The 18,964-nt window shown below is 71.4% G+C and carries 19 protein-coding genes; 11 read left to right on the top strand and 8 right to left on the bottom strand.

Translation table 11 applies throughout. The features are described 5' to 3' along the window. Nucleotides 1-5 precede the first annotated feature (5 nt). From CRP50_RS18900 to CRP50_RS18885, 4 genes are all read right to left on the bottom strand, one after another. Complete coding sequence (locus CRP50_RS18900) at nucleotides 6-737, bottom strand: copper resistance protein B (RefSeq protein WP_097280747.1); 732 nt, start codon at nucleotides 735-737, stop codon at nucleotides 6-8. After that, nucleotides 721-2,508, bottom strand: a complete 1,788-nt coding sequence (locus tag CRP50_RS18895; RefSeq protein WP_097280746.1) for a copper resistance system multicopper oxidase — start codon at nucleotides 2,506-2,508, stop codon at nucleotides 721-723. Before CRP50_RS18895 ends, CRP50_RS18900 begins: the two co-directional genes overlap by 17 nt. 16 nt (nucleotides 2,509-2,524) lie before the next feature. After that, entirely contained in the window at nucleotides 2,525-3,058 is a 534-nt protein-coding gene (locus tag CRP50_RS18890) for a cupredoxin domain-containing protein (protein WP_097280745.1), read from the bottom strand. A 68-nt stretch (nucleotides 3,059-3,126) separates the two neighbouring features. Then, complete coding sequence (locus tag CRP50_RS18885; protein ID WP_097280744.1) at nucleotides 3,127-3,495, bottom strand: hypothetical protein; 369 nt, start codon at nucleotides 3,493-3,495, stop codon at nucleotides 3,127-3,129. 185 nt (nucleotides 3,496-3,680) lie between these two features. Here CRP50_RS18885 and CRP50_RS18880 point away from each other — a divergent pair, with 185 nt between their 5' ends. Further along, nucleotides 3,681-4,643, top strand: a complete 963-nt coding sequence (locus tag CRP50_RS18880) for an NAD(P)H-dependent flavin oxidoreductase (RefSeq protein ID WP_097280743.1) — start codon at nucleotides 3,681-3,683, stop codon at nucleotides 4,641-4,643. A 73-nt stretch (nucleotides 4,644-4,716) separates the two neighbouring features. Continuing rightward, nucleotides 4,717-5,574 carry an IclR family transcriptional regulator gene (locus tag CRP50_RS18875; RefSeq protein ID WP_097280742.1) on the top strand — a complete coding sequence of 286 codons (858 nt, stop codon included), beginning with the start codon at nucleotides 4,717-4,719 and terminating at the stop codon, nucleotides 5,572-5,574. Between the two features lie 2 nt (nucleotides 5,575-5,576). On the opposite strand, the gene CRP50_RS18870 is transcribed toward CRP50_RS18875, so the two are convergent. From CRP50_RS18870 to CRP50_RS18855, 4 genes are read right to left on the bottom strand one after another with little or no spacing between them, the layout of a single operon-like run. Then, nucleotides 5,577-6,380, bottom strand: a complete 804-nt coding sequence (locus CRP50_RS18870; RefSeq protein WP_097280741.1) for an oxepin-CoA hydrolase, alternative type — start codon at nucleotides 6,378-6,380, stop codon at nucleotides 5,577-5,579. Next, on the bottom strand, nucleotides 6,377-6,841 hold the full coding sequence (locus CRP50_RS18865) for a PaaI family thioesterase (RefSeq protein WP_097280740.1): 465 nt from the start codon (nucleotides 6,839-6,841) through the stop codon (nucleotides 6,377-6,379). Before CRP50_RS18865 ends, CRP50_RS18870 begins: the two co-directional genes overlap by 4 nt. Further along, nucleotides 6,838-8,412, bottom strand: a complete 1,575-nt coding sequence (locus CRP50_RS18860; RefSeq protein ID WP_097280739.1) for a class I adenylate-forming enzyme family protein — start codon at nucleotides 8,410-8,412, stop codon at nucleotides 6,838-6,840. Before CRP50_RS18860 ends, CRP50_RS18865 begins: the two co-directional genes overlap by 4 nt. Then, nucleotides 8,409-9,569, bottom strand: a complete 1,161-nt coding sequence (locus CRP50_RS18855; protein WP_097280738.1) for an acyl-CoA dehydrogenase family protein — start codon at nucleotides 9,567-9,569, stop codon at nucleotides 8,409-8,411. The genes CRP50_RS18860 and CRP50_RS18855 overlap by 4 nt, the downstream gene beginning before the upstream one ends. Before the next feature lie 140 nt (nucleotides 9,570-9,709). Between CRP50_RS18855 and CRP50_RS18850 the strand changes: the two genes are divergently transcribed. The 9 genes from CRP50_RS18850 (at nucleotide 9,710) to CRP50_RS18810 (ending at nucleotide 18,961) form a co-directional block, all read left to right on the top strand. Then, entirely contained in the window at nucleotides 9,710-10,486 is a 777-nt protein-coding gene (locus CRP50_RS18850) for an enoyl-CoA hydratase-related protein (protein WP_097280737.1), read from the top strand. Nucleotides 10,487-10,514: 28 nt separating this feature from the next. Then, nucleotides 10,515-12,077, top strand: coding sequence for a 3-hydroxyacyl-CoA dehydrogenase (locus tag CRP50_RS18845; protein ID WP_097280736.1), 1,563 nt, complete (start codon nucleotides 10,515-10,517; stop codon nucleotides 12,075-12,077). Between the two features lie 32 nt (nucleotides 12,078-12,109). Beyond that, nucleotides 12,110-13,318 (top strand): 3-oxoadipyl-CoA thiolase, encoded by a 1,209-nt coding sequence (locus tag CRP50_RS18840; protein ID WP_097280735.1) that lies wholly within the window; start codon nucleotides 12,110-12,112, stop codon nucleotides 13,316-13,318. A 141-nt stretch (nucleotides 13,319-13,459) separates the two neighbouring features. Continuing rightward, the gene (locus tag CRP50_RS18835) at nucleotides 13,460-14,281 is read left to right on the top strand and encodes an IclR family transcriptional regulator (RefSeq protein ID WP_245913537.1); all 822 of its coding nucleotides are present in this window, start codon (nucleotides 13,460-13,462) and stop codon (nucleotides 14,279-14,281) included. Between the two features lie 82 nt (nucleotides 14,282-14,363). Next, nucleotides 14,364-15,542: an ABC transporter substrate-binding protein gene (locus CRP50_RS18830; RefSeq protein WP_097280734.1), complete on the top strand. Its 1,179-nt coding sequence runs from the start codon at nucleotides 14,364-14,366 to the stop codon at nucleotides 15,540-15,542. A 130-nt stretch (nucleotides 15,543-15,672) separates the two neighbouring features. Then, nucleotides 15,673-16,548, top strand: coding sequence for a branched-chain amino acid ABC transporter permease (locus CRP50_RS18825; protein WP_097280733.1), 876 nt, complete (start codon nucleotides 15,673-15,675; stop codon nucleotides 16,546-16,548). Continuing rightward, the gene (locus CRP50_RS18820; protein WP_245913536.1) at nucleotides 16,545-17,558 is read left to right on the top strand and encodes a branched-chain amino acid ABC transporter permease; all 1,014 of its coding nucleotides are present in this window, start codon (nucleotides 16,545-16,547) and stop codon (nucleotides 17,556-17,558) included. The genes CRP50_RS18825 and CRP50_RS18820 overlap by 4 nt, the downstream gene beginning before the upstream one ends. Continuing rightward, nucleotides 17,545-18,258 (top strand): ABC transporter ATP-binding protein, encoded by a 714-nt coding sequence (locus CRP50_RS18815; protein WP_097280732.1) that lies wholly within the window; start codon nucleotides 17,545-17,547, stop codon nucleotides 18,256-18,258. Before CRP50_RS18820 ends, CRP50_RS18815 begins: the two co-directional genes overlap by 14 nt. Continuing rightward, nucleotides 18,242-18,961, top strand: coding sequence for an ABC transporter ATP-binding protein (locus tag CRP50_RS18810; protein ID WP_217992081.1), 720 nt, complete (start codon nucleotides 18,242-18,244; stop codon nucleotides 18,959-18,961). Before CRP50_RS18815 ends, CRP50_RS18810 begins: the two co-directional genes overlap by 17 nt. Nucleotides 18,962-18,964 lie beyond the last annotated feature (3 nt).

Raw genomic sequence — 18,964 nt, 5'->3', positions numbered from 1 at the left:
GCGCATCAGAACGAGATCCGCAGGCCGCCCACCAGCGCGACCCGCTCGGGGTCCTCGCCATGGGCGCGGATGTGGTCGGCGGTCTTGCCGAAGGCGCGTTCCCAGGCGACGCCCACATAGGGCGCCACCTCGCGGGTGAGTTCGTAGCGCAGCCGCAGCCCGGCTTCCACCCCCGTCACCCCGGCGTAAACGCCAGCCGCGGTGTCGTCGGAGAACGCCACGTTCACCTCCACCGCCGGCTGAAGGACCAGGTTCTGGGTCAGCAGCAGGTCGTATTCCAGGTCGAGGCGGGCCGAGGCGTCGCCCGTCTCGCTGAGGAACAGGGCGGCGTCCACCTCCACCCAGTGCGGTGCGAGGCCGGTGATGCCGAGCACGGCGTGGGTGCGCTCCGGGTCGGGCTCCAGGTCGTGGCGCACACCCACCTGGAGGTCGAAGAAGTCCGACACCATGCGCTGGTAGAGCAGCTGGCCCTCCGCCTTCTCGAAGGCGGAGGCGTCGCGGTCGTACTCGCCGGTGGTCTTGACGGCGACCTTGTGGGTGTCGCCGCCGTAGCGGGCCTGCGCCTCCCAGACGATGGTGTCGGCCTGATCGGAGGCCTGGTACTCCAGCCGCTCGATCTCGACGGCGCCGAACAGCGGCTCGTGCATGTCGGCGGCCGAAGCCGGGGCGGTGGCGGCGGCCAGGCCCGCCAGGACGGCGGCGGCCGCGAGGGGGCGGCGGTCAGTGATGCGCGGCATGGTCGGTTCCCTCGGCGGCGGTCGGCCCGGTGGTGGTGGTGGTGGTGACGGCGGGCGTGGAGACGGCGGCGGGCGTCATGGCGGCGGGGCCGCCCTCGACGATCACCTCGCGGAACATGCCGGTCGCCATGTGGAACATGAGGTGGCAGTGGAAGGCCCAGCGGCCGGGCTGGTCGGCCTCGACCTCGGCATAGACCGTGGTGGCCGGCGCCACGCTGACCACGTGCTTGGCCGGGTTGAGGTCGCCCGCGCCGGTGTCGAGGATGGTCCACAGCCCGTGCAGGTGCATGGGGTGGGTCATCATGGTCTCGTTGACGAACTTGATGCGCACGCGCTCGCCGTACTGCAGGCGGATGGGCTCGGCATCCGAATACTTCCGGCCGTTGATGGACCAGATGTAGCGTTCCATGTTGCCGGTCAGGCGGATCTCGATCTCGCGCGTCGGCGGGCGAGCGGGATAGAGCGGTGTCTGCGCCTTCAGGTCGGCATAGGACAGCACCTTGCCGCCGTCGGCCGCACTGGGCACGAGGCCGCTGCCGGGCGCGTAGAACGGATCGGCCTTGGCGCCGCCGCCGCCGTGGGCCGAGTGGTCCATGCCGCCGGGGCCCATGCTGCCGTGATCCATGCCGCCGTGACCCGCGGCCCCGGACACCTGCTGGCCGCCCATGTCGTGGCCGGCGTGGCCGCCGTCGCCGTGGTTCATGTCGGCCATGGTGAGCTGCGGGCGCGGCCGCAGGGCCGGCACCTCGGCGGTCATGCCCTCGCGCGGCGCCAGGGTGGCGCGGGCGTAGCCGGCGCGGTCGAGGGATTCGGCGAACAGGGTATAGGCGCGGTCCTCGGTCGGGCGGACGATGACGTCGTAGGTCTCGCCGACGGCGATGCGGAATTCGTCCACCGGCACCGGCCGCACGGCGTTGCCGTCGGCGTGCACGACCGTCATGGGCAGGCCGGGGATGCGGACGTCGAAGATGGTCATGGCGGCGGCGTTGATGAAGCGCAGCCGCACCCGCTCTCCAGGCGCGAACAGGCCGGTCCAGTTCTGGGCGGCATCGCGGCCGTTGACCAGGAAGGTGTAACCCGACACGTCGGCGATGTCGGTCGGCATCATGCGCATGCCGCCCCAGTCGGCGCGGTCGGAAAGCGTCGCGCCGAGGCCCTTGTCGGCAGCGTCGGCGAAGAAATCCGCCGCCGTGCGCTGGCCGCGGTTGTAGTAGTCGGGCTGGCGCTTGAGGTTCGACAGGATGCGGTTCGGATCGGTGTCGTGCCAGTCCGACAGCATCACCACGTACTCGCGGTCGAAGCGGAAGGGCTCGCGCGCCTTGGGCTCGATGACGATGGCGCCGTAGACGCCGCGCTGCTCCTGGTGGCCGGAATGGCTGTGATACCAGTAGGTGCCGCTCTGCTGGGCGGGGAAGCGGTAGGTGTGGCTCTCGCCCGGCTTGATGCCGTGGAAGCTGAGGCCCGGCACGCCGTCCTGCGAGGAGGGCAGGATCAGACCGTGCCAGTGGATGGAGGTGTCCTCGTCCAGCCGGTTGGTGACGGTGACCTCCAGCTCCTGCCCCTCGGTGAAGCGCAGCGTCGGGCCGGGGATGGAGTCGTTCATGCCCATGCCCGTGACCGTGCGGTCCGACAGGGCGAGGGTGGTTTCGTCGATGGTGATTGCGAAGGTGGCGGTCGGGGCGGAGGCGGCCGCGGCCTGCCCGGCGGTGACCGACAGACCGGCGGCGACGGCGAGCGCGAGGGCGGCCGTGCGGAGGATGCGCGGGATCATGCGATGTCCTCCGGCGTCAGCGGCCGACGGCCACGGGCGCGGTCATGCCGGCCTCGTAGTGGCCGGGCATGGTGCAGGCGACCTCCAGGTCGTCGGCGCCGGCGGCGAAGCGCCACACCACCTCCACCGTCTTGCCCGGCTCGACCAGCACGCTGTTGGGGGCGTCGTGGGTCATGGCGGGCATGGTGGCATGGCTGCCGTGATCCATCTTCATCTTGCCATGGTCCATGCCATGCTGCCCGACCATGCCGTGGTCGACCATCATGGCCATGTGCTTCTGTTCCTCGGCCTGCATGGCGGCGGTGCCCAGGTGGAACTGGTGCAGCGCCGAGCCTTCGTTGCGGATGACGAAGCGCACCACGTCGCCCGCCTTCACCGACAGGGCGTCAGGCTCGAAGTAGTTGTCGCGCATCACCACCTCGACGGTCCGGGTGGCGGCGGCGGGGTCGGCGGGGGCGCCGAAGGGCAAGGACTGGGCCTGCGCCGTGCCGGAGGCGACGGCGAGCAGCAGGGCGGCGGCCAGGGCGCCGCGCACGGAAATCTGGGTCATGGAGTCGATCGTCCACGCGAGAGGGGGCACCGCCCGGGCGGGGCGGCGGCATCAGCGAAAGCGGGCTCTCAGGCGTGGGCTTTGGGCGGGCGGCGCAGCGGCAGGCTCGGCAGCGAGGCGGCATCGTCGTGCGCCACCGCGAAAACGGCGAGCATGCGCCCGCCGGCGGGCTGCGGCGTCGGCGCCACGGCGTCCATCACCACCGAACAGGCGGCGAGGCAACAACCGTGCAGCAGGCCGCCCGGACCGTCGTGGCCGTGATCGGCGTCCGCCATGGCGTCGGCTGCGGCGGCCTCCAGGCTGCACTCGGCGGCATGGGCGCCGGCGGCGTGGCTTTCGGCCATGTGCGCCGGATCGGCCGGCCCGGCCCATGCCCCGGCGGCGCCCCAGAGGAGGAGCGCGACGACCAGCAGCAGGGAAAGCAGCGGCGATTTCATGGGCATCCGGCGACGGGGCGGGAACACTGGTCAATCTAGGGGAAGACGCCCGACGATTCAACGGCGCCGCGCCCGCCGCCGCGAGTTCCGCATAGCGGAATGCAAAACTGCATTGCGGAATATCTCTCCCTGTGGTGCCATCGCGGTGTCCACCCTGCCGCGCCGTCATGTCGAGGACCGCCGCCATGTCCCTGCCCGCCGCCTTCGCCGATCTGCGCCTGCCCGTCATGGGCGCGCCCATGTTCATCGTGTCCGGGCCGGAGCTGGTGATCGCCCAGTGCCGCGCCGGGGTGGCGGGCTCCTTCCCCGCCCTCAACGCCCGGCCGGCGGAGGCGCTGGACAACTGGCTGACCACCATCGCCGGCGCGCTCGCCATCGACCGGGCGGCGGGCGGGCGGCCGGCGCCCTTCGGCGTCAACCTCATCGTCCACCGCTCCAACGCGCGCCTCGAGCAGGACTTGGCGACGGTGGTGCGCCACCGGGTGCCCTACGTCATCACCTCGGTGGGCGCGCCGGACGACGTGGTGGCCGCGGTGCACGGCTATGGCGGCCTCGTACTGCACGACGTCACCACCCTGCGCCACGCCCGCCGCGCCATCCGCGCCGGCGTCGACGGCCTGATCCTGGTCGCGGCCGGCGCCGGTGGCCATGCCGGCACCCTCAGCCCCTTTGCCCTGCTGCCCGAGGTACGGGCGGAGTTCGACGGCCTCGTGGTCCTGGCCGGCGCCATCGGCTCGGGCGCGGCGGTGCGGGCGGCGCGGGTGCTGGGCGCCGACCTCGCCTACATGGGCACCCGCTTCATCGCAACCGCCGAGGCCAACGCGCCCGACGACTACAAGCGCATGATCTGCGACAGCCGGGCCGCCGACATCGTCTACACGCCCGCCTTCACCGGTGTGCCCGGCAACTACCTGCGCCCGTCCATCGAGCGCTGCGGCCTCGACCCCGATGCCCTGCAGCCGCTCGGCGAGGTGTCCATCGGCAACCACGAGAAGCGGCCGAAGCAGTGGAAGGACATCTGGGGCGCCGGCCAGGGTGTCGGCGGCATCGCCGACGTGCCGACGGTCGCCGCCCTGGTCGACCGCCTCGCCGCCGACTATGCCGAGGCCGGGCGGCGGCTGGCGGACGACCCGTTCGACCGCGCCTGACAGGCCCGTTTCGACCAGCGAAATTCTGCGCTATACAGGCCCCCGCAGGGAAACCGAGGGAAGGACCGGGCGCATGAGCACGCGCAAGCCGTGGCGCACCAGGGTGACGGCCGACGACGCCGCATTGTCTGGCGCCGACGACGACACCGCGAGCGGCGGCAAGGACCGCCAGTTCATCACCGCGCTCGCCCGCGGGCTGGACGTGCTGCGCGCCTTCGACGCCGCCGACCCGTTGCTCGGCAACCAGGAGATCGCCGCCCGCACCGGCCTGCCCAAGCCCACCGTCTCGCGCATCACCTATACGCTGACGGAACTGGGTTACCTGCGGTGGGACGCCAAGCTGGAGAAGTACCGCCTGGGCTCGGGCGTGCTCGGCTTCACCCAGGCGTATATGGCGAGCATGGTGGTGCGCGACGTCGCCCGCCCGCACATGCAGGACCTCGCCGCCGCCACCCGCGCCACCGTCGGCCTCGGCGACCGCGACCGCCTGAGCATGGTGTGCATCGAGGTGCAGCGCGCCGTCTCCCACGTCATCCTGCACATGGATACCGGCACCCGCCTGCCCATCGGCCACAGCTCCATGGGCTGGGCCTGGCTCGCCCATGCGCCGGAGGGCCAGCGCCGCCCGGTCATGGATGCCCTCGCCGCCGCCGAGGGCGCCGACTGGCCCGACCTGCGGGCGCACATCGAGCAGGCGGAAAAGGAAATCGCCACCACCGGCTTCTGCCTCGGCGTCGGCACCTGGATGCCCGACATCAACGGCGCCGGCGCCGCCTTCCTGTCGCCCGACGGTCAGACGGTGCACGCCTTCAACATCGGCGGCCCGTCCTTCGTGCTGACGGAGGCGCGCATGCGCGAGGAAGTGGGGCCGATGCTGGTCGCCATGGTGCGCGCGGTGGAAGCCGACCTGCTGCGGCGCGGCTACCGCTGAGGCTACTCTCCTGCCTTCACCCACTGCGGGCGACGCTTTTCGAGGAAAGCGGTCAGGCCCTCGCCGGCTTCCGGGTGGTGGACCGCTTCCGTCAGCAGCTCCGCCTCCAGGTCCAGCTGGGTGTCGAGGTCGTGGCGCAGGGCGCCTTCCAGCAGCCGCTTGGCGCGGCCGAGCGCGGCGCGCGGCCCATTCGCCAGCCGCTCGGCCCAGGCCAGCGCCTCGTCGAAGGCCGCGCCGGGTTCGGTCAGGCGGTTGACGAGGCCGAGGGCGTGCAGCCGCTCCGCCCCCACCGGCGCGCCGTCGAACAGCGCCTCCGCCGCCAGCGGCGGCGGCAGGGCGCGGGCGAGGAAGGCCGAGGCGCCGCCGTCCGGGTTCAGGCCGACCTTGACGTAGGCCATGGAGAAGCGGGCATCGCGCGCCGCCACCACCAGGTCCGACGCCAGCACCAGCGACCAGCCGGCCCCGGCCGCCGCCCCCTCCACCGCCGCGATCACCGGCAGGCTGGAGCGCCGCAGGGCGCGGATGAAGCCATGCAGGTGCTCGATGGACTGGCGCTGCACCGCCGGCGGCTGCTCGCGCCGCTCGCGCAGGCGGCCGACGTTGCCGCCCGAGCAGAAGGTGCCGCCGGCGCCGGTCAGCACCACCGCCCCGACCGCCGGATCGCCGTCCGCCGCCTCCATGGCCGCCAGGCCGGCGGTGTAGATAGCGGGGTGCAGGGCGTTGCGCGTCGCCGGGTCGTTGAGCGTCAGCACCAGCACGCGCCCCTGGCGGCGCACGTCGAAGGGCGTCGCGAGGTCGGGGCTCATCGCGGTGTTCCTTCCGGATTCTCGCTGCCGCGGTGGTAGCGGAAGGTGCCGGTGGAGGTGGCGATGGGGTTGCCCTCGCCGTCGGTGGCGGTGGCATCGACGAAGTAGAGCCGCCGTCCGCCACCGCGCTTGTGCGCCTCCACCCGCAACAGCCCGTTGCGCATCTGGCCCAGGTAGTTGGTGGTGAGCGACAGGGTCAGGGTGCGCCGGATGTGGCCGGGCACCGGGCAGAAGCAGCCCGAGTAGCCGCTGGCGGTGTCGAGCACCGTGGTCAGCACGCCGCCGTGCAGCAGGCCGGCGCGGTTGAGGTGCTGCGGCCCGACCTCCAGCTCCACCACCGCCCGGTCGGGCTCCCATTCCACCAGCCGGTAACCCAGAAGCTCCTGCAGGCCGCTGCCGTTGGCCTGTTCCCAGGCGAGGTTGTCGAGCGTTTCCGCCGCCGCCGCCGTCGTTTCCGTCATGCACCCGTCTCCTCGTCCGCCGTACACATCTCCTCGGCCAGCAGGGTGAGGCGATGCTTCTGCACCTTGCCGGTGGCCGACGCCGGCATGGCGTCCACCACGAAGATGCGCTGCGGCCTTTTATAGGGCGCGAGGCGGTCCTTCACGAAGTCCTTCAGCGCCGCCTCGTCGACGCCCGAACCGGGCACCGCCTCGACGAAGGCGATGACTTCCTCGTTGCCGGAGACGCGACGACCGACCACGGCGCTGTGGGTGACGGCGGGATGGGCGTTCAGCGCCGTCTCCACCTCGGGCGGATAGACGTTGAAGCCCGAGCGGATGATGAGCTCCTTCGCCCGGCCGACCAGGAACAGGGCGCCGTCGGGGTCGCGGCGGCACAGGTCGCCGGTCTTCAGCCAGCCGTCGGGCGTGACGGCGACGGCCGTCGCGGCGGGGTCGCGGTAGTAGCCCTTCATGATGTTGGGGCCGCGCGCCCACAGCTCGCCGACCTCGCCCTCGGGCACGTCGCGGCCCTCGGGGTCGACGATGCGCACCTCGAGCCCCGGCAGGGCGGGGCCGATGCTGTCGTCGTCACGGCGGCCGTCGATGCGGGTCTGGGAGACGGTGGGCGAGGCCTCGGTCAGGCCGTAGCCGTTGTTGAGTGCCAGGCCGAAGCGGGCCTCGATGCGGCGCTTCCAGTCGAGGTCGAGCGGCGCGCCGCCCGAGGACATGTACCGCAGCCGCGGCACTTCCAGCGTGCGGCCGGCGCCCTCCAGGTACTCCAGCAGCTTGGCGTACATGGCCGGCACGCCCTGGAACACGGTCACGCCGCCCGCCAGCGCATCGGCCAGGTGCGCCGGGTCGAACTTGGGCACCAGCACGAGGCAGCCGCCGGCGTTCACCGTGCCGAGGAAGGTGGAGGCGAGGCCGAAGACGTGGCTGATGGGCAGTACCGCATAGACCCGGTCGTCCGGCCCGAGCGCCCGCTGGCGGCCCGAGACGATGGCGATGAAGAGCACGTTGCGGTGCGTCAGCATCACGCCCTTGGGCTGGCCGGTGGTGCCCGAGGTGTAGATCATGGCCGCCACCTGGCCGGCGGGATCGTCGCTCACCGGCTCCGGCTCGGCCTCCAGCCCACCGGCGACCAGGACGGCGCCGAAGCCGGGGTCGGTCACCTCCGCCGCACCGGCGTCGGTGCCGTGGCGGGCGGCGTCGCGCGAGCACAGGTGGGTGAACACCATGGCGCGCGGCCGGCAGTGGTCGCGGATGCGCGCCACCTCCGGCGCCGCCAGCCGGGCGTTGAGCAGCACCGCCCAGGCGTCCAGCCGCGAACAGGCGAACAGGAAGGCACCGGTCGCGACCGAGTTCTCGTTGAGCAGCATCACCCGGTCGCCGCCGCGCACGCCGGCCTCGCGCAGCACCCGCTCCGCCGCGTCCACCGCATCGCCGAGCGCCGCGTAATCCAGCTCCCGGCCGTCGAAGTCGACCAGCGCCGGGGCGGCGGGACGCTCCCGCCGCCAGCGGTCGGGCAGCTCGTGGATGCGGCGCGGGAAGGCGGCGAGGTCGACGGTGTCGTCGCCGCCGCCGCTCATGCCTGGGCCTCGCGGATCATGTTGCGGGCGATGACCAGCTGCTGGATCTGGGTGGTGCCCTCGTAGATGCGGAACAGGCGGACGTCACGGTAGAAGCGCTCGACGTCGTAGTCGGCGATGTAGCCGGCGCCGCCGTGGATCTGCACCGCGCGATCGGCGACGCGGCCGACCATTTCCGTCGCGAACATCTTGCAGCAGGCCGCTTCGGTGGAAACGTTGACGCCGGCTTCCTTGCGGCGCGCCGTTTCCTCCACCATGCAGCGGGCGGCGTAGCTTTCGGCCTTGCTGTCGGCCAGCATGGCCTGGATCAGCTGGAACTCGGCGATGGGCTGGCCGAACTGCTTGCGGTCCATGGCGTAGCGCAGGGCATCCTCGATGAGCCGCTCGGAGACGCCGCAGCACACGGCGCCGATGTGCAGGCGGCCGCGGTCGAGCACCTTCATGGCCGTCTTGAAGCCCTGGTTGAGGCGCGCCGGGCCGCCGATGATGGCGCTTTCCGGCACCCGCACGTCCTCGAAGATGACGTCGCAGGTATGCGCGCCCTTCTGGCCCATCTTCTTGTCGACCGGGCCGAGGCTGATGCCCGGCAGGGTCGCGTCCACCACGAAGGCGGTCACGCCGCGGGCGTCGCGGCTGTCGGGCTCGGTGCGGGCGAAGACGGTGAAGACGCCCGCCTGCGGCGCATTGGTGATGTAGCGCTTGGTGCCGTTCAGGATGAAGTCGGTGCCGTCGCGCCGCGCGCTGGTGCGCAGCGAGCCTGCGTCGGAGCCGCTGTTGGGCTCGGTCAGGCAGAACGAGCCGATCAGCTCGCCGGCCGCCAGCTTGGGCAGGTAGTGGGCCTTCTGCTCGTCGGTGCCGTCGATGACGATGCCCTGCGAGCCGATGCCGTTGTTGGTGCCGATGAGCGAGCGGAAGGCCGGCGAGGTGCGGCCGAGGCGAAAGGCGACCTGCACCTCTTCGCTCATGGTCAGGCCGAGGCCGCCGAACTCTTCGGGGATCGACAGGCCGAACAGGCCGAGGTCGCGCATCTCCTGGATGACTTCGTCGGGGATGCGGTCCTCTTCCGCCACGCGCTGCTCCAGCGGGCGGAGGCGCTGCTCGACGAAGCGGCCGACGGTGTCGAGGAGCTGGTTCAGGGTTTCGGTGTCCAACGCCATGATCTCGGACCTTCCTCGTGTTTATTTTGCATCGTGAAAAACAGTTTCGAAAAACCTGTTGCCGCCGACCGTGGCACGAACTACGATGCCCGTCAAGAACACGAAATTGAATTTCGTACAACGAAACAAGGGAGGATCGGATGGCGGAACCCGCCGTGCTGCGCGAGACCCTGGACGGCGGCGTCGCCCTGCTGCGCCTGAACCGGCCGGAGGCGCGCAACGCCCTGTCCCCGGCCCTGCGCGAGGAGCTGGCGGCCCACTTCACCGCACTCGCCGCCGACGAGTCGGTGCGCGCCGTGGTGCTGACCGGCGGGCCGGACGTCTTCGCCGCCGGGGCCGACATCAAGGCCATGGCCGAGGCCTCGCCCACCGACATGATGCTGCGCGCCTCCGAACGCCTGTGGGCGCCGGTGAAGGACTTCCCGAAGCCGCTCGTCGCCGCCGTCAACGGCTGGGCGCTGGGCGGCGGCTGCGAACTGGCCATGCACGCCGACGTCATCGTCGCCGGCGAAGGCGCCAAGTTCGGCCAGCCGGAAATCAAGGTCGGCATCATGCCCGGCGCCGGCGGCACCCAGCGCCTCGTACGCGCCGTCGGCAAGTTCAAGGCCATGAAGATCCTGCTCACCGGCGAGCCCGTCTCCGCCGCCGAGGCCGAGGCCATGGGGCTCGCGACCGAAGTGGTGCCCGACGACCGCACCCTCGACCGCGCCGTCGAAATCGCCACCGGCATCGCCCGCCTGCCGCCGCTCGCCGCCCGCAAGATCAAGGAAGCGGTGCTGGCCGGCGCCGACCAGACCCTGGAGGCCGGCCTGCTCATCGAGCGCCAGGCCTTCCAGCTGCTGTTCGACACCGCCGACCAGAAGGAAGGCATGGCCGCCTTCATCGAGAAGCGCCGCCCCACCTTCACCGGCCGCTGAGCCCCACCGACCAAGGGACCCCGCCGACATGACCGATTCGTCGACCGTCCTCGACGCCGCCCGCCCCGATCTCGTCCTCGGCATCGTCGGGGCCGGCATCATGGGGCGCGGCATCGCCCAGATCGCCGCCGAGGCCGGCATCACCGTGCTGCTCGCCGACGCCCGCCGCGAGGCGGTGGACGAGGCCTGCGCCTTCGTCGCCGACATGCTCCGCCGCAAGGCCGCCAAGGGCAAGCTGACCGAGGCCGAGGCCGAGGACGCCGCCGCCCGCGTGCGCGGCACCGACGCCGGGCCAGACGCCGGCTATGGCGCCTTCGCCCCCTGCCATGTGGTGGTGGAAGCGGTCGCCGAGCGCATGGAGATCAAGCACGCCGTGCGCGACGGCCTGGAAGCCGCCGTGGATGGGCAGTGCATCATTGCCACCAACACCTCGTCGCTGTCGGTCACCGGGTTCGCCGCCGGGGCGCAGCGGCCGGGCCGCATCGCCGGCTTCCACTTCTTCAACCCGGTGCCGCTCATGCGGCTGGTGGAGGTGATCGGCGGCACGCTCACCGAGGCCTGGGCGGTGGACGCCCTCATGGCGCTCGGCCGCCGCCTCGGCCATCGGCCGGTGCTGGCGACGGACACGCCGGGCTTCCTGGTCAACCACGCCGGCCGCGCCTTCGGCACCGAGGCCATGCGCATCGTGAGCGAGGGCATCGCCTCCTTCGCCGACGTCGACCGGGTGATGACCGAGGCCGCCGGCTTCCGCATGGGCCCCTTCACCCTGCTCGACCTGACGGGCCTCGACGTGTCGCAGACGGTGATCGAGTCCATCTATCACCAGTATTACGAGGAACCGCGCTACCGCCCCAACTACATCGGCAAGCAGCGCCAGATGGCGGGGCTCTACGGCCGCAAGACCGGGCACGGCTTCTATGAATACGCCGACGGCAAGCCCGCCCTGCCGGCCGAGCCCGCCGTGCCGTCCGTCGCCGCCGACGCCCGCCCGGTGTGGGTGAGCCGCCGCCATCCCGCCGCCGCCGACCGCCTGCGCGCCGTGCTGCAAGAGGCCGGCGCCACCGTCGAAGCCGGCGACACGCCCTCGGCCGAGGCGGTCTGCCTCGTCACCCCGTTCGGTGCCGACGCCACCACCAGCGCCGTGGACGAAGGGCTCGACGCCCGCCGCGTGGTCGCCGTCGACATGCTGTTCGACCTGCGCGGCCGCCGCACCGTCATGGGCACGCCCATCACGGAAGCCGCCTGCCGCGACCTCGCCCACGCCCTGCTCGCCGCCGACGGCAGCGCGGTGACGGTCATCCACGACAGCCCCGGCTTCATCGCCCAGCGCATGGTGGCGGGCATCGTCAACGTCGGCGCCGACATCGCCCAGCAGCGCATCGCCGCGCCCGAGGACGTCAACGTCGCCGTCGAGCTGGGCCTCGGCTACCCGCGCGGGTCGCTGCGCTTCGGCGACGACGTCGGGCCGCGGCGCATCCTGGAAATCCTGGAGGGGCTGCACGCCTTCTACGGCGATCCGCGCTACCGCCCGAGCCCCTGGCTGAAGCGCCGCGCCCTGCTCGGCGTGCCGCTGACCACCCCCGAAGCCTGACGCGCCCCCAGATCGAGAGACGGAACCGCCCCATGACCGACGCCTTCATCTACGACGGCCTGCGCACCCCCTTCGGCCGCCACGCCGGGGCGCTCGCCCCGCTGCGCACCGACGACATGCTGGCCCAGGTGCTGGCCGCCGTGGTCGCGCGCTCGCCCTTCGCCGCCGCCGCCATCGAGGACGTGGTGATCGGCTGCACCAACCAGGCCGGCGAAGACAGCCGCAACGTCGCCCGCAACGCCCTGCTGCGCGCCGGCCTGCCCATCGAGGTCGCCGGCCAGACGGTCAACCGCCTGTGCGGCAGCGGCCTCGCCGCCCTCATCGACACCGCCCGCGCCATCCGCACCGGCGAAGGCGACCTCTACATCGCCGGCGGCGTCGAGGGCATGAGCCGGGCGCCCTTCGTCATGGGCAAGGCGGAAACGCCGTTCAGCCGCCAGGCCACCGTCTACGACACCACCATGGGCGCCCGCTTCCCCAACCCGCTGGTGACCCGCCAGTACGGCGCCGACACCATGCCGGAGACCGCCGACAACGTGGCGCGCGACCTCGGCATCACGCGCGCCGAGGCCGACGCCTTCGCGCTCGCCAGCCAGACCAAGTTCGAGACCGCCCGCGCCGAAGGCTTCTTCGACGCCGAGATCCTGGCCGCCGAAGTGCCGACCGGCCGCAAGACGCCGCCCGCCGTCGTCGCCGCCGACGAACACCCGCGCCCCGACACCACGCTCGCGACCCTGGAGCGCCTGCGCCCGCTGTTCGAGGGCGGCGTGGTCACCGCCGGCAACGCCTCGGGCATCAACGACGGCGCCGCGGCGCTCATCGTCGCCTCGCGCGCGGCCGGCGAGGCCGTCGGCGCCCGCCCGCGCGCCCGCGTCGTCTCCGGTGCCGTCGCCGGCGTCGAGCCGCGCGTCATGGGGCTCGGCCCGGTGCCGGCGGCGAAGAAGGCGCTGGCCCGCGCCGGCCTGACGCTCGCCGACATGGACGTCATCGAGATCAACGAGGCCTTCGCGAGCCAGGTGCTCGGCTGCCTCAAGCTGCTCGAGATCGACGCCGCCGACAGCCGCCTCAACCCCAACGGCGGCGCCATCGCCGTCGGCCATCCGCTGGGGGCCTCGGGCGCCCGCCTCGCGCTCACCGCCACCCGCCAGCTGGAACGCACCGGCGGCCGCTATGCGCTGGTGTCCATGTGCATCGGCGTCGGCCAGGGCATCGCGGCCGTGCTGGAGCGCGTCGACGGATAATTTCACCATGCGGAAATGAATTTCAATTCCATTGACGAGGCCGCGATGAGCGTGACAAGGTCGCAGAAGGACGGAACAGCCTGGAGCCCCCAACCGGGGCCGGACGGCGACCGTCGGGCTCATCCGGCAAGGAGCGGCGGCGTGAGGAAGCGGCACCAGGTCCCCGACCTGACGCGGGCGATCGACCCGACCGAGCGCGACCCGCAGTTCGTCACCGCCCTGTCGCGCGGGCTGGAGGTGCTGCGCGCCTTCCGCCAGACCGACAAGGCGCTCGGCAACCAGGACATCGCCGCCCGCACCGGCCTGCCGAAGCCGACGGTGTCGCGCCTGACCTACACGCTCAGCCGCCTCGGCTACCTCAGCTACCTGCCCGACGTCGGCAAGTACCGGCTGGGCATCGGCGTGCTGTCGCTGGGCTTCACCTGCCTCGGCAGCATCGGCGTGCGCGACGTCGCCCGCCCGCTCATGCAGGAGATGGCCGACTATTCCGGCGTCTCCGTCGCCCTCGGCACCCGCGACCGCATGAGCATGGTCTATGTGGAATGCTGCCGCGGCGACAGCGCCATCACGCTGGCGCTCGACGTCGGCTCGCACATCAAGCTCGGCACCTCGGGCATGGGGCGCGCCTATCTGGCCGGCCTGCCCGACGACGAGCGCCGCCACCTCATGGACCTGCTGGCCGCGCACGAGGGCGACCGCTGGCCGCGCGTGCGCGACGGCATCGAGCAGGCGGTCGAGGACCTGAACACCCGCGGCTTCTGCCTCTCGGCGGGCGACTGGAAGTCCGAGGTCTACGCGGTCGGCGTGCCGCTGCGGGTCGGCGAGGGCTCGCTGGCCTTCGCGCTCAACTGCGGCGGCCCGGCCTACATGCTGCCGCGGGAGCGGCTGGTCGACGACATCGGCCCGCGCCTCGTGGCCGTGGGGGACCGCATCCGCCAGACCATGGGCGTCGTCCGACCCTGACTTTCCGCCGCCCCCGCCAGGCGGCGGGCGGCCCAGCAACGCCGGCGAAGACCGGCAGATGACGAAGAACCGGAGGAAGCGAATGACACTCAATACCATTCTGCGGCGCGTCGCCGCCGGCATCGTGTTCTCCGCCGTCGCCTACGGCGGTGCGGCGCAGGCCGAGACCTTCACCCTCGGCTCGCAGGTGCCGCTGACCGGCAACCTCGCGCGCGTCGGTACCGGCATGCACGAGGGCATCTCGGTCGCCATCGCCATGGCCAACAAGGAACTCGGCGGTAAGCACGAGTTCAAGGTCTCGACCATCGACGACGAGAGCAACCCGGCCAAGGCCGTCGCCGCCGTCGAGAAGCTGGCGTCCGAAGGCGTCGTCGCGCTGACCGGCGGCTACGGCTCCAACATCATCGGCCCGGCCTCCGAAGCCGCCGCCAAGAGCGACCTCGTCTACATCACCTCGGGCGGCGTGGCGCCGGAGCTGACGCACCGCGACCTCGACACCTTCTTCCGCATCAACAACAGCGAAGGCTACGGCAAGGCCATGCTCGGCCTGCTGAAGGACATGGGCGTCAAGAAGGTCTCGGTGATCTATTCCAACAAGGAAGCCACCGACGCCATGGCCAAGTACGTGGAAGAGGGGCTGAAGGAAGCCGGCGTCGAGGTGACGACGCACGAGTTCGACGCCTCCACCACCGACTTCAAGTCGATCATGAACAAGGTGAAGCTGCGCGACCGCTCCGACGCCATCGCCATGATCGGCTACGAGAACGACTACGTCGGCATCCTGCGCGCCGCCTCCGTGCTGAAGCCCGAGGCCAAGGCCATCGTCGGCGTGTGGTCGCTCGCCACCAGCCAGATGAACACCGAGTTCCACGACCTGGTGCAGAACGTCTACGGCACCTCGCTGCTGCCCTACCCGGTGAAGTTCTCGGGCGACGAGGCGGTCGAGTTCTCGGCCACCTACAAGGAGATGTTCGGCAAGGAGCCGGACTACCTGGGTCAGTTCGGCTACGTGCAGACGCGCCTGCTCATCGACGCCGTGGTCGCCGCCGCCGACAAGGGCGAGGTGAGCGGCAAGACGGTGGCGCAGGAGCTGCGCAGCCTGAAGGCCGACACCCTGATCGGCGACGTCGCCTTCGACGAGAACGGCGACAACCCGAACTTCTCGCACCGCATGGGGCAGCACCAGGGTGACCGGGTCGAGATCGTGTGGCCGGAAAAGGCCGCCACCGCCAAGATGAACTTCCCGGCGGTGCCCTGGTAAGGCGTCTCTCCCGGCCGCCGCCGCCCCATGCCCCCTCCGCCGCCCCTGCGGCAGCCGGGCGGAGCGGCGGCGGCGGCCGGGGCCCTCTCCCCCTGCCTTTCGTTCAACCCTGGCTCGCTGGGAACGGGACATGTTCGAACTGACGCTGCAGGCCGTGTATTCGGGCCTGCTGGCCGGCGGCTGGTATGCCATGGTCGCCCTCGGCCTCGCGCTGGTGTTCGGCACCATGCGCATCATCAACCTGGCCCACGGCGAGCTGGTGCTGCTGGCCGCCTATGTGGCCTTCGAGATGGAACGCAGCTTCGGCCTCAACCCCATCGCCGCCATTCCGGTCGCGCTGGTGGTGGTCGGCCTGACGGCGCTGCTGGTCTATTTCCTCATCGGCCGCATCCGCCACGACCGCGAGCTGAACTCGCTCATCCTCACCTTCGGCATCGCCATCGTGCTGACGAACGTGATCCTGATGACGTGGTCGGCCGACATCCGCTCCACCTCCGTCGGCTGGTTCATGGACGGTGCGGTCATCGCCGACACCCTGTTCAGCATGAACAGCGAGGTGCTGTTCTTCGGCGCCGGCGTCGCCCTGGTGGGCGGCACCTACTGGTGGCTGAACCACACCTGGCACGGCCGGGCGCTGCGCGCGGTGTCGTCCAACCGCAACGCCGCCATGCTCATGGGCGTGAACCCGGCGCGCGTCGAGGCCATGTCGTTCGTCGTGTCGGCGGTGCTCGCCACCGTCTCGGGCGTGGCGCTCTACACCGCCTCCGTCGTCTTCCCCGCCCTCGGCCACGGCCTGACCATCAAGGCCTTCGTCATCACCGTGCTGGCCGGCCTCGGCTCGGTGCCGGGCGTGCTGCTGGGCGCGGTGATCCTCGGCGTCGGCGAGACCATGACGGCGACCTTCGCCAAGCCCTCGCTGCAGGAACTGACCGGAATGGTCATCTTCCTGCTGATCCTGTTCCTGCGTCCGTCGGGCCTGTTCGGCCGCAAGGTGGTGGGCAAATGACCATGATGCGTTCCGGACTCCTGCTCGGCTTCCTGGCCGTCGCCTACCTCGGCGTGCCGCTGCTGTTCGGCGGCATGGACTATGTGATGAGCCTGGTGATCGCCGCCCTGACCATCGCCGGCATCGCGGTGGCCTGGGCGCTGCTCGGCAACCTCGGCGGTCTCGTCAGCTTCGGCCATGCGGCGTTCTTCGGCGTCGGCGCCTATGTCTCGGCGCTGCTGGTGATGGACAACGGCTGGCCGGTGCTGCCGGCCATGCTGGCGGGCGGCCTGGGCGCCGCAATCGCCTCGGTCGCCACCATGCCGGCGCTCCGCCTGCGCGGCCCCTACTTCGCGCTGGCGATCCTCGCCTATGCCCACATCTTCAAGATCCTGGCCGTCGAGTTCTCGAGCATCACCGGCGGCGCCGGCGGGCTGCTCAGCATCCCCGGCTTCCCCACCGTCTTCGGCCTCGACCTCGCTAGCAAGACCGGCGCCTACGTGCTGATCCTGACCATCGTGCTGGCCTGGATGGCGGTCTACCACGCCATCCGCCGCAGCACCTGGGGCCTCGCGCTCCGCGCCATGCACGACAGCGAGCTGGCGACGCGGGTGGTCGGCGTGCCCTCGACGCACCTGAAGGCGGTGATGCTGGTCGTCTCGGCCTTCATGACCGGCGTCGTCGGCGCCTTCAACGCCCACCAGATCAGCTTCCTCGACCCGGAATACGCCTTCTCGGGCACCTGGACCGTGCTGCCCATCGCCGCGGCCATCTTCGGCGGCTACCGCACGGTGTGGGGTCCGCTCATGGGGGCGCTGGTGGTCTATCTGCTCGATCAGCTGGTGTTCAAGGAGATCATGCCGAGCGGCCACCAGCTGGTGTTCGGCGTGCTGCTGGGCGCCATGATCCTGCTCAGCCCGCAGGGCCTGATGCCGCTGCTCGCCCGCCTCGGCGTCGCGCGCCCCCGCCGCGAGACGGCCCCTCAGGCGGCAGCGCCCCACGCGACGGAGGACGGCAATGCTCGCGCTTGACGATGTATCCATGAACTTCGGCGGCGTCGCCGCCCTGCGCAACGTCACCTTCGCCATGGACGAGGGCGAGACGCTCGGCCTCATCGGCCCCAACGGCGCCGGCAAGACGACCCTGTTCAACGTCATCTCCGGCGTGCTGACGCCGAGCGCCGGCCGGCTCGAATTCGCCGGCAAGCCGCTCGGCAAGGCGGCCAACTGGCGGCGGGCGCGGCAGGGCATCGGCCGCACCTTCCAGATCCCGCAGCCCATGCACGAGCTGACGGTGCGCGAGAACCTGATGGTCGCCCAGCGCTTCGGCGCCGGCCGCACCGACGGCAGGCGCATCGACGAGATCCTCGACCTGCTCGACCTGACGGCCAAGCAGCACATCGATGCCGCCCACGGCCTAGCGCTCACCGAGCAGAAGGCGCTGGAGGTCGGCAAGGCGCTGGCGGTGGAGCCGCGCCTGCTCATGCTCGACGAGGTGCTGGGCGGGCTCGAAACCGCCACCAAGCGCGCCTTCGGCCAGACCCTGCAGCGGGTGCGCGAGCGCTACGGCCTGACCATGATCGTCATCGAGCACGACATCGAGACCATCAAGACCCTGTGCCCGCGCGTCGTGGTGCTCAACTTCGGCGAACTCATCGCCGACGGCACCCCCGACGAAGTCTTCAACGACGCCCGCGTCATAAGGAGCTACACCGGTGACAGCGCTGCTTGACGTCCGCACCCTGCGCGCCGGCTACGGCAGCATCAACGTCCTGTGGGACGTCGACCTGACCGTGCAGGAAGGCCGCACCACCGTCATCGTCGGCCCCAACGGCGCCGGCAAGACCACCCTGCTGCGCGCCGTGATGGGCCTGGTGAAGACGTCGTCGGGCGACATCGCCCTGCACGGCGAAAGCCTGGCGCGCACCCGCACCTGGGACATCGTCGACCGCGGCGTCGTGATGATCCCGGAAGGCCGCATGGTCTTCCCCGACATGAGCGTGCTCGACAACCTGCTGATGGGCGCCTACCCCCGCAGCGGCCGGCCGCGCTGGAAGCAGAACCTGGAGCGCGTCTTCGACCTGTTCCCCCGCCTGCGCGAGCGCCGCAGCCAGATGGCCGGCTCGCTGTCGGGCGGCGAGGCGCAGATGCTCGCCATGGGCCGCGGGCTCATGGAAGAGCCGAAGGTGCTGCTCATCGACGAACCCTCGCTCGGCCTCGCGCCCGTCATCGTCGACGAGATCTTCAAGATCCTCGCCGACCTGAAGGCGCAGGGGCTGACGGTGGTGCTGGTGGAACAGAACACCAGCCGGGCGCTCGCCATCGCCGACCACGTCAACCTGATGCGGTCGGGGCGGGTGCTGTTGTCGCGGCCGGCGGCCGAGGTGAACCTCGACCGCCTGCACGACCTCTACTTCGCGCGGGAAACCGCGTGAGGG

Origin of the sequence: Caenispirillum bisanense (assembly GCF_900230255.1) — a bacterium.
Classification (GTDB): domain Bacteria; phylum Pseudomonadota; class Alphaproteobacteria; order Rhodospirillales; family Rhodospirillaceae; genus Caenispirillum; species Caenispirillum bisanense_A.
The sequence above is the reverse complement of the archived record's forward strand: the minus strand, read 5'-3'. Positions and strand labels throughout refer to the sequence as shown.

Excerpts from the sequence above, each read along its gene's own strand:
- CRP50_RS18900 (WP_097280747.1), bottom strand. The coding sequence starts at position 737 with ATGCCGCGCATCACTGACCGCCGCCCCCTCGCGGCCGCCGCCGTCCTG.
- CRP50_RS18895 (WP_097280746.1), bottom strand. The coding sequence starts at position 2,508 with ATGATCCCGCGCATCCTCCGCACGGCCGCCCTCGCGCTCGCCGTCGCC.
- CRP50_RS18890 (WP_097280745.1), bottom strand. The coding sequence starts at position 3,058 with ATGACCCAGATTTCCGTGCGCGGCGCCCTGGCCGCCGCCCTGCTGCTC.
- CRP50_RS18885 (WP_097280744.1), bottom strand. The coding sequence starts at position 3,495 with ATGAAATCGCCGCTGCTTTCCCTGCTGCTGGTCGTCGCGCTCCTCCTC.
- CRP50_RS18880 (WP_097280743.1), top strand. The coding sequence starts at position 3,681 with ATGTCCCTGCCCGCCGCCTTCGCCGATCTGCGCCTGCCCGTCATGGGC.
- CRP50_RS18875 (WP_097280742.1), top strand. The coding sequence starts at position 4,717 with ATGAGCACGCGCAAGCCGTGGCGCACCAGGGTGACGGCCGACGACGCC.
- CRP50_RS18870 (WP_097280741.1), bottom strand. The coding sequence starts at position 6,380 with ATGAGCCCCGACCTCGCGACGCCCTTCGACGTGCGCCGCCAGGGGCGC.
- CRP50_RS18865 (WP_097280740.1), bottom strand. The coding sequence starts at position 6,841 with ATGACGGAAACGACGGCGGCGGCGGCGGAAACGCTCGACAACCTCGCC.
- CRP50_RS18860 (WP_097280739.1), bottom strand. The coding sequence starts at position 8,412 with ATGAGCGGCGGCGGCGACGACACCGTCGACCTCGCCGCCTTCCCGCGC.
- CRP50_RS18855 (WP_097280738.1), bottom strand. The coding sequence starts at position 9,569 with ATGGCGTTGGACACCGAAACCCTGAACCAGCTCCTCGACACCGTCGGC.
- CRP50_RS18850 (WP_097280737.1), top strand. The coding sequence starts at position 9,710 with ATGGCGGAACCCGCCGTGCTGCGCGAGACCCTGGACGGCGGCGTCGCC.
- CRP50_RS18845 (WP_097280736.1), top strand. The coding sequence starts at position 10,515 with ATGACCGATTCGTCGACCGTCCTCGACGCCGCCCGCCCCGATCTCGTC.
- CRP50_RS18840 (WP_097280735.1), top strand. The coding sequence starts at position 12,110 with ATGACCGACGCCTTCATCTACGACGGCCTGCGCACCCCCTTCGGCCGC.
- CRP50_RS18830 (WP_097280734.1), top strand. The coding sequence starts at position 14,364 with ATGACACTCAATACCATTCTGCGGCGCGTCGCCGCCGGCATCGTGTTC.
- CRP50_RS18825 (WP_097280733.1), top strand. The coding sequence starts at position 15,673 with ATGTTCGAACTGACGCTGCAGGCCGTGTATTCGGGCCTGCTGGCCGGC.
- CRP50_RS18820 (WP_245913536.1), top strand. The coding sequence starts at position 16,545 with ATGACCATGATGCGTTCCGGACTCCTGCTCGGCTTCCTGGCCGTCGCC.
- CRP50_RS18815 (WP_097280732.1), top strand. The coding sequence starts at position 17,545 with ATGCTCGCGCTTGACGATGTATCCATGAACTTCGGCGGCGTCGCCGCC.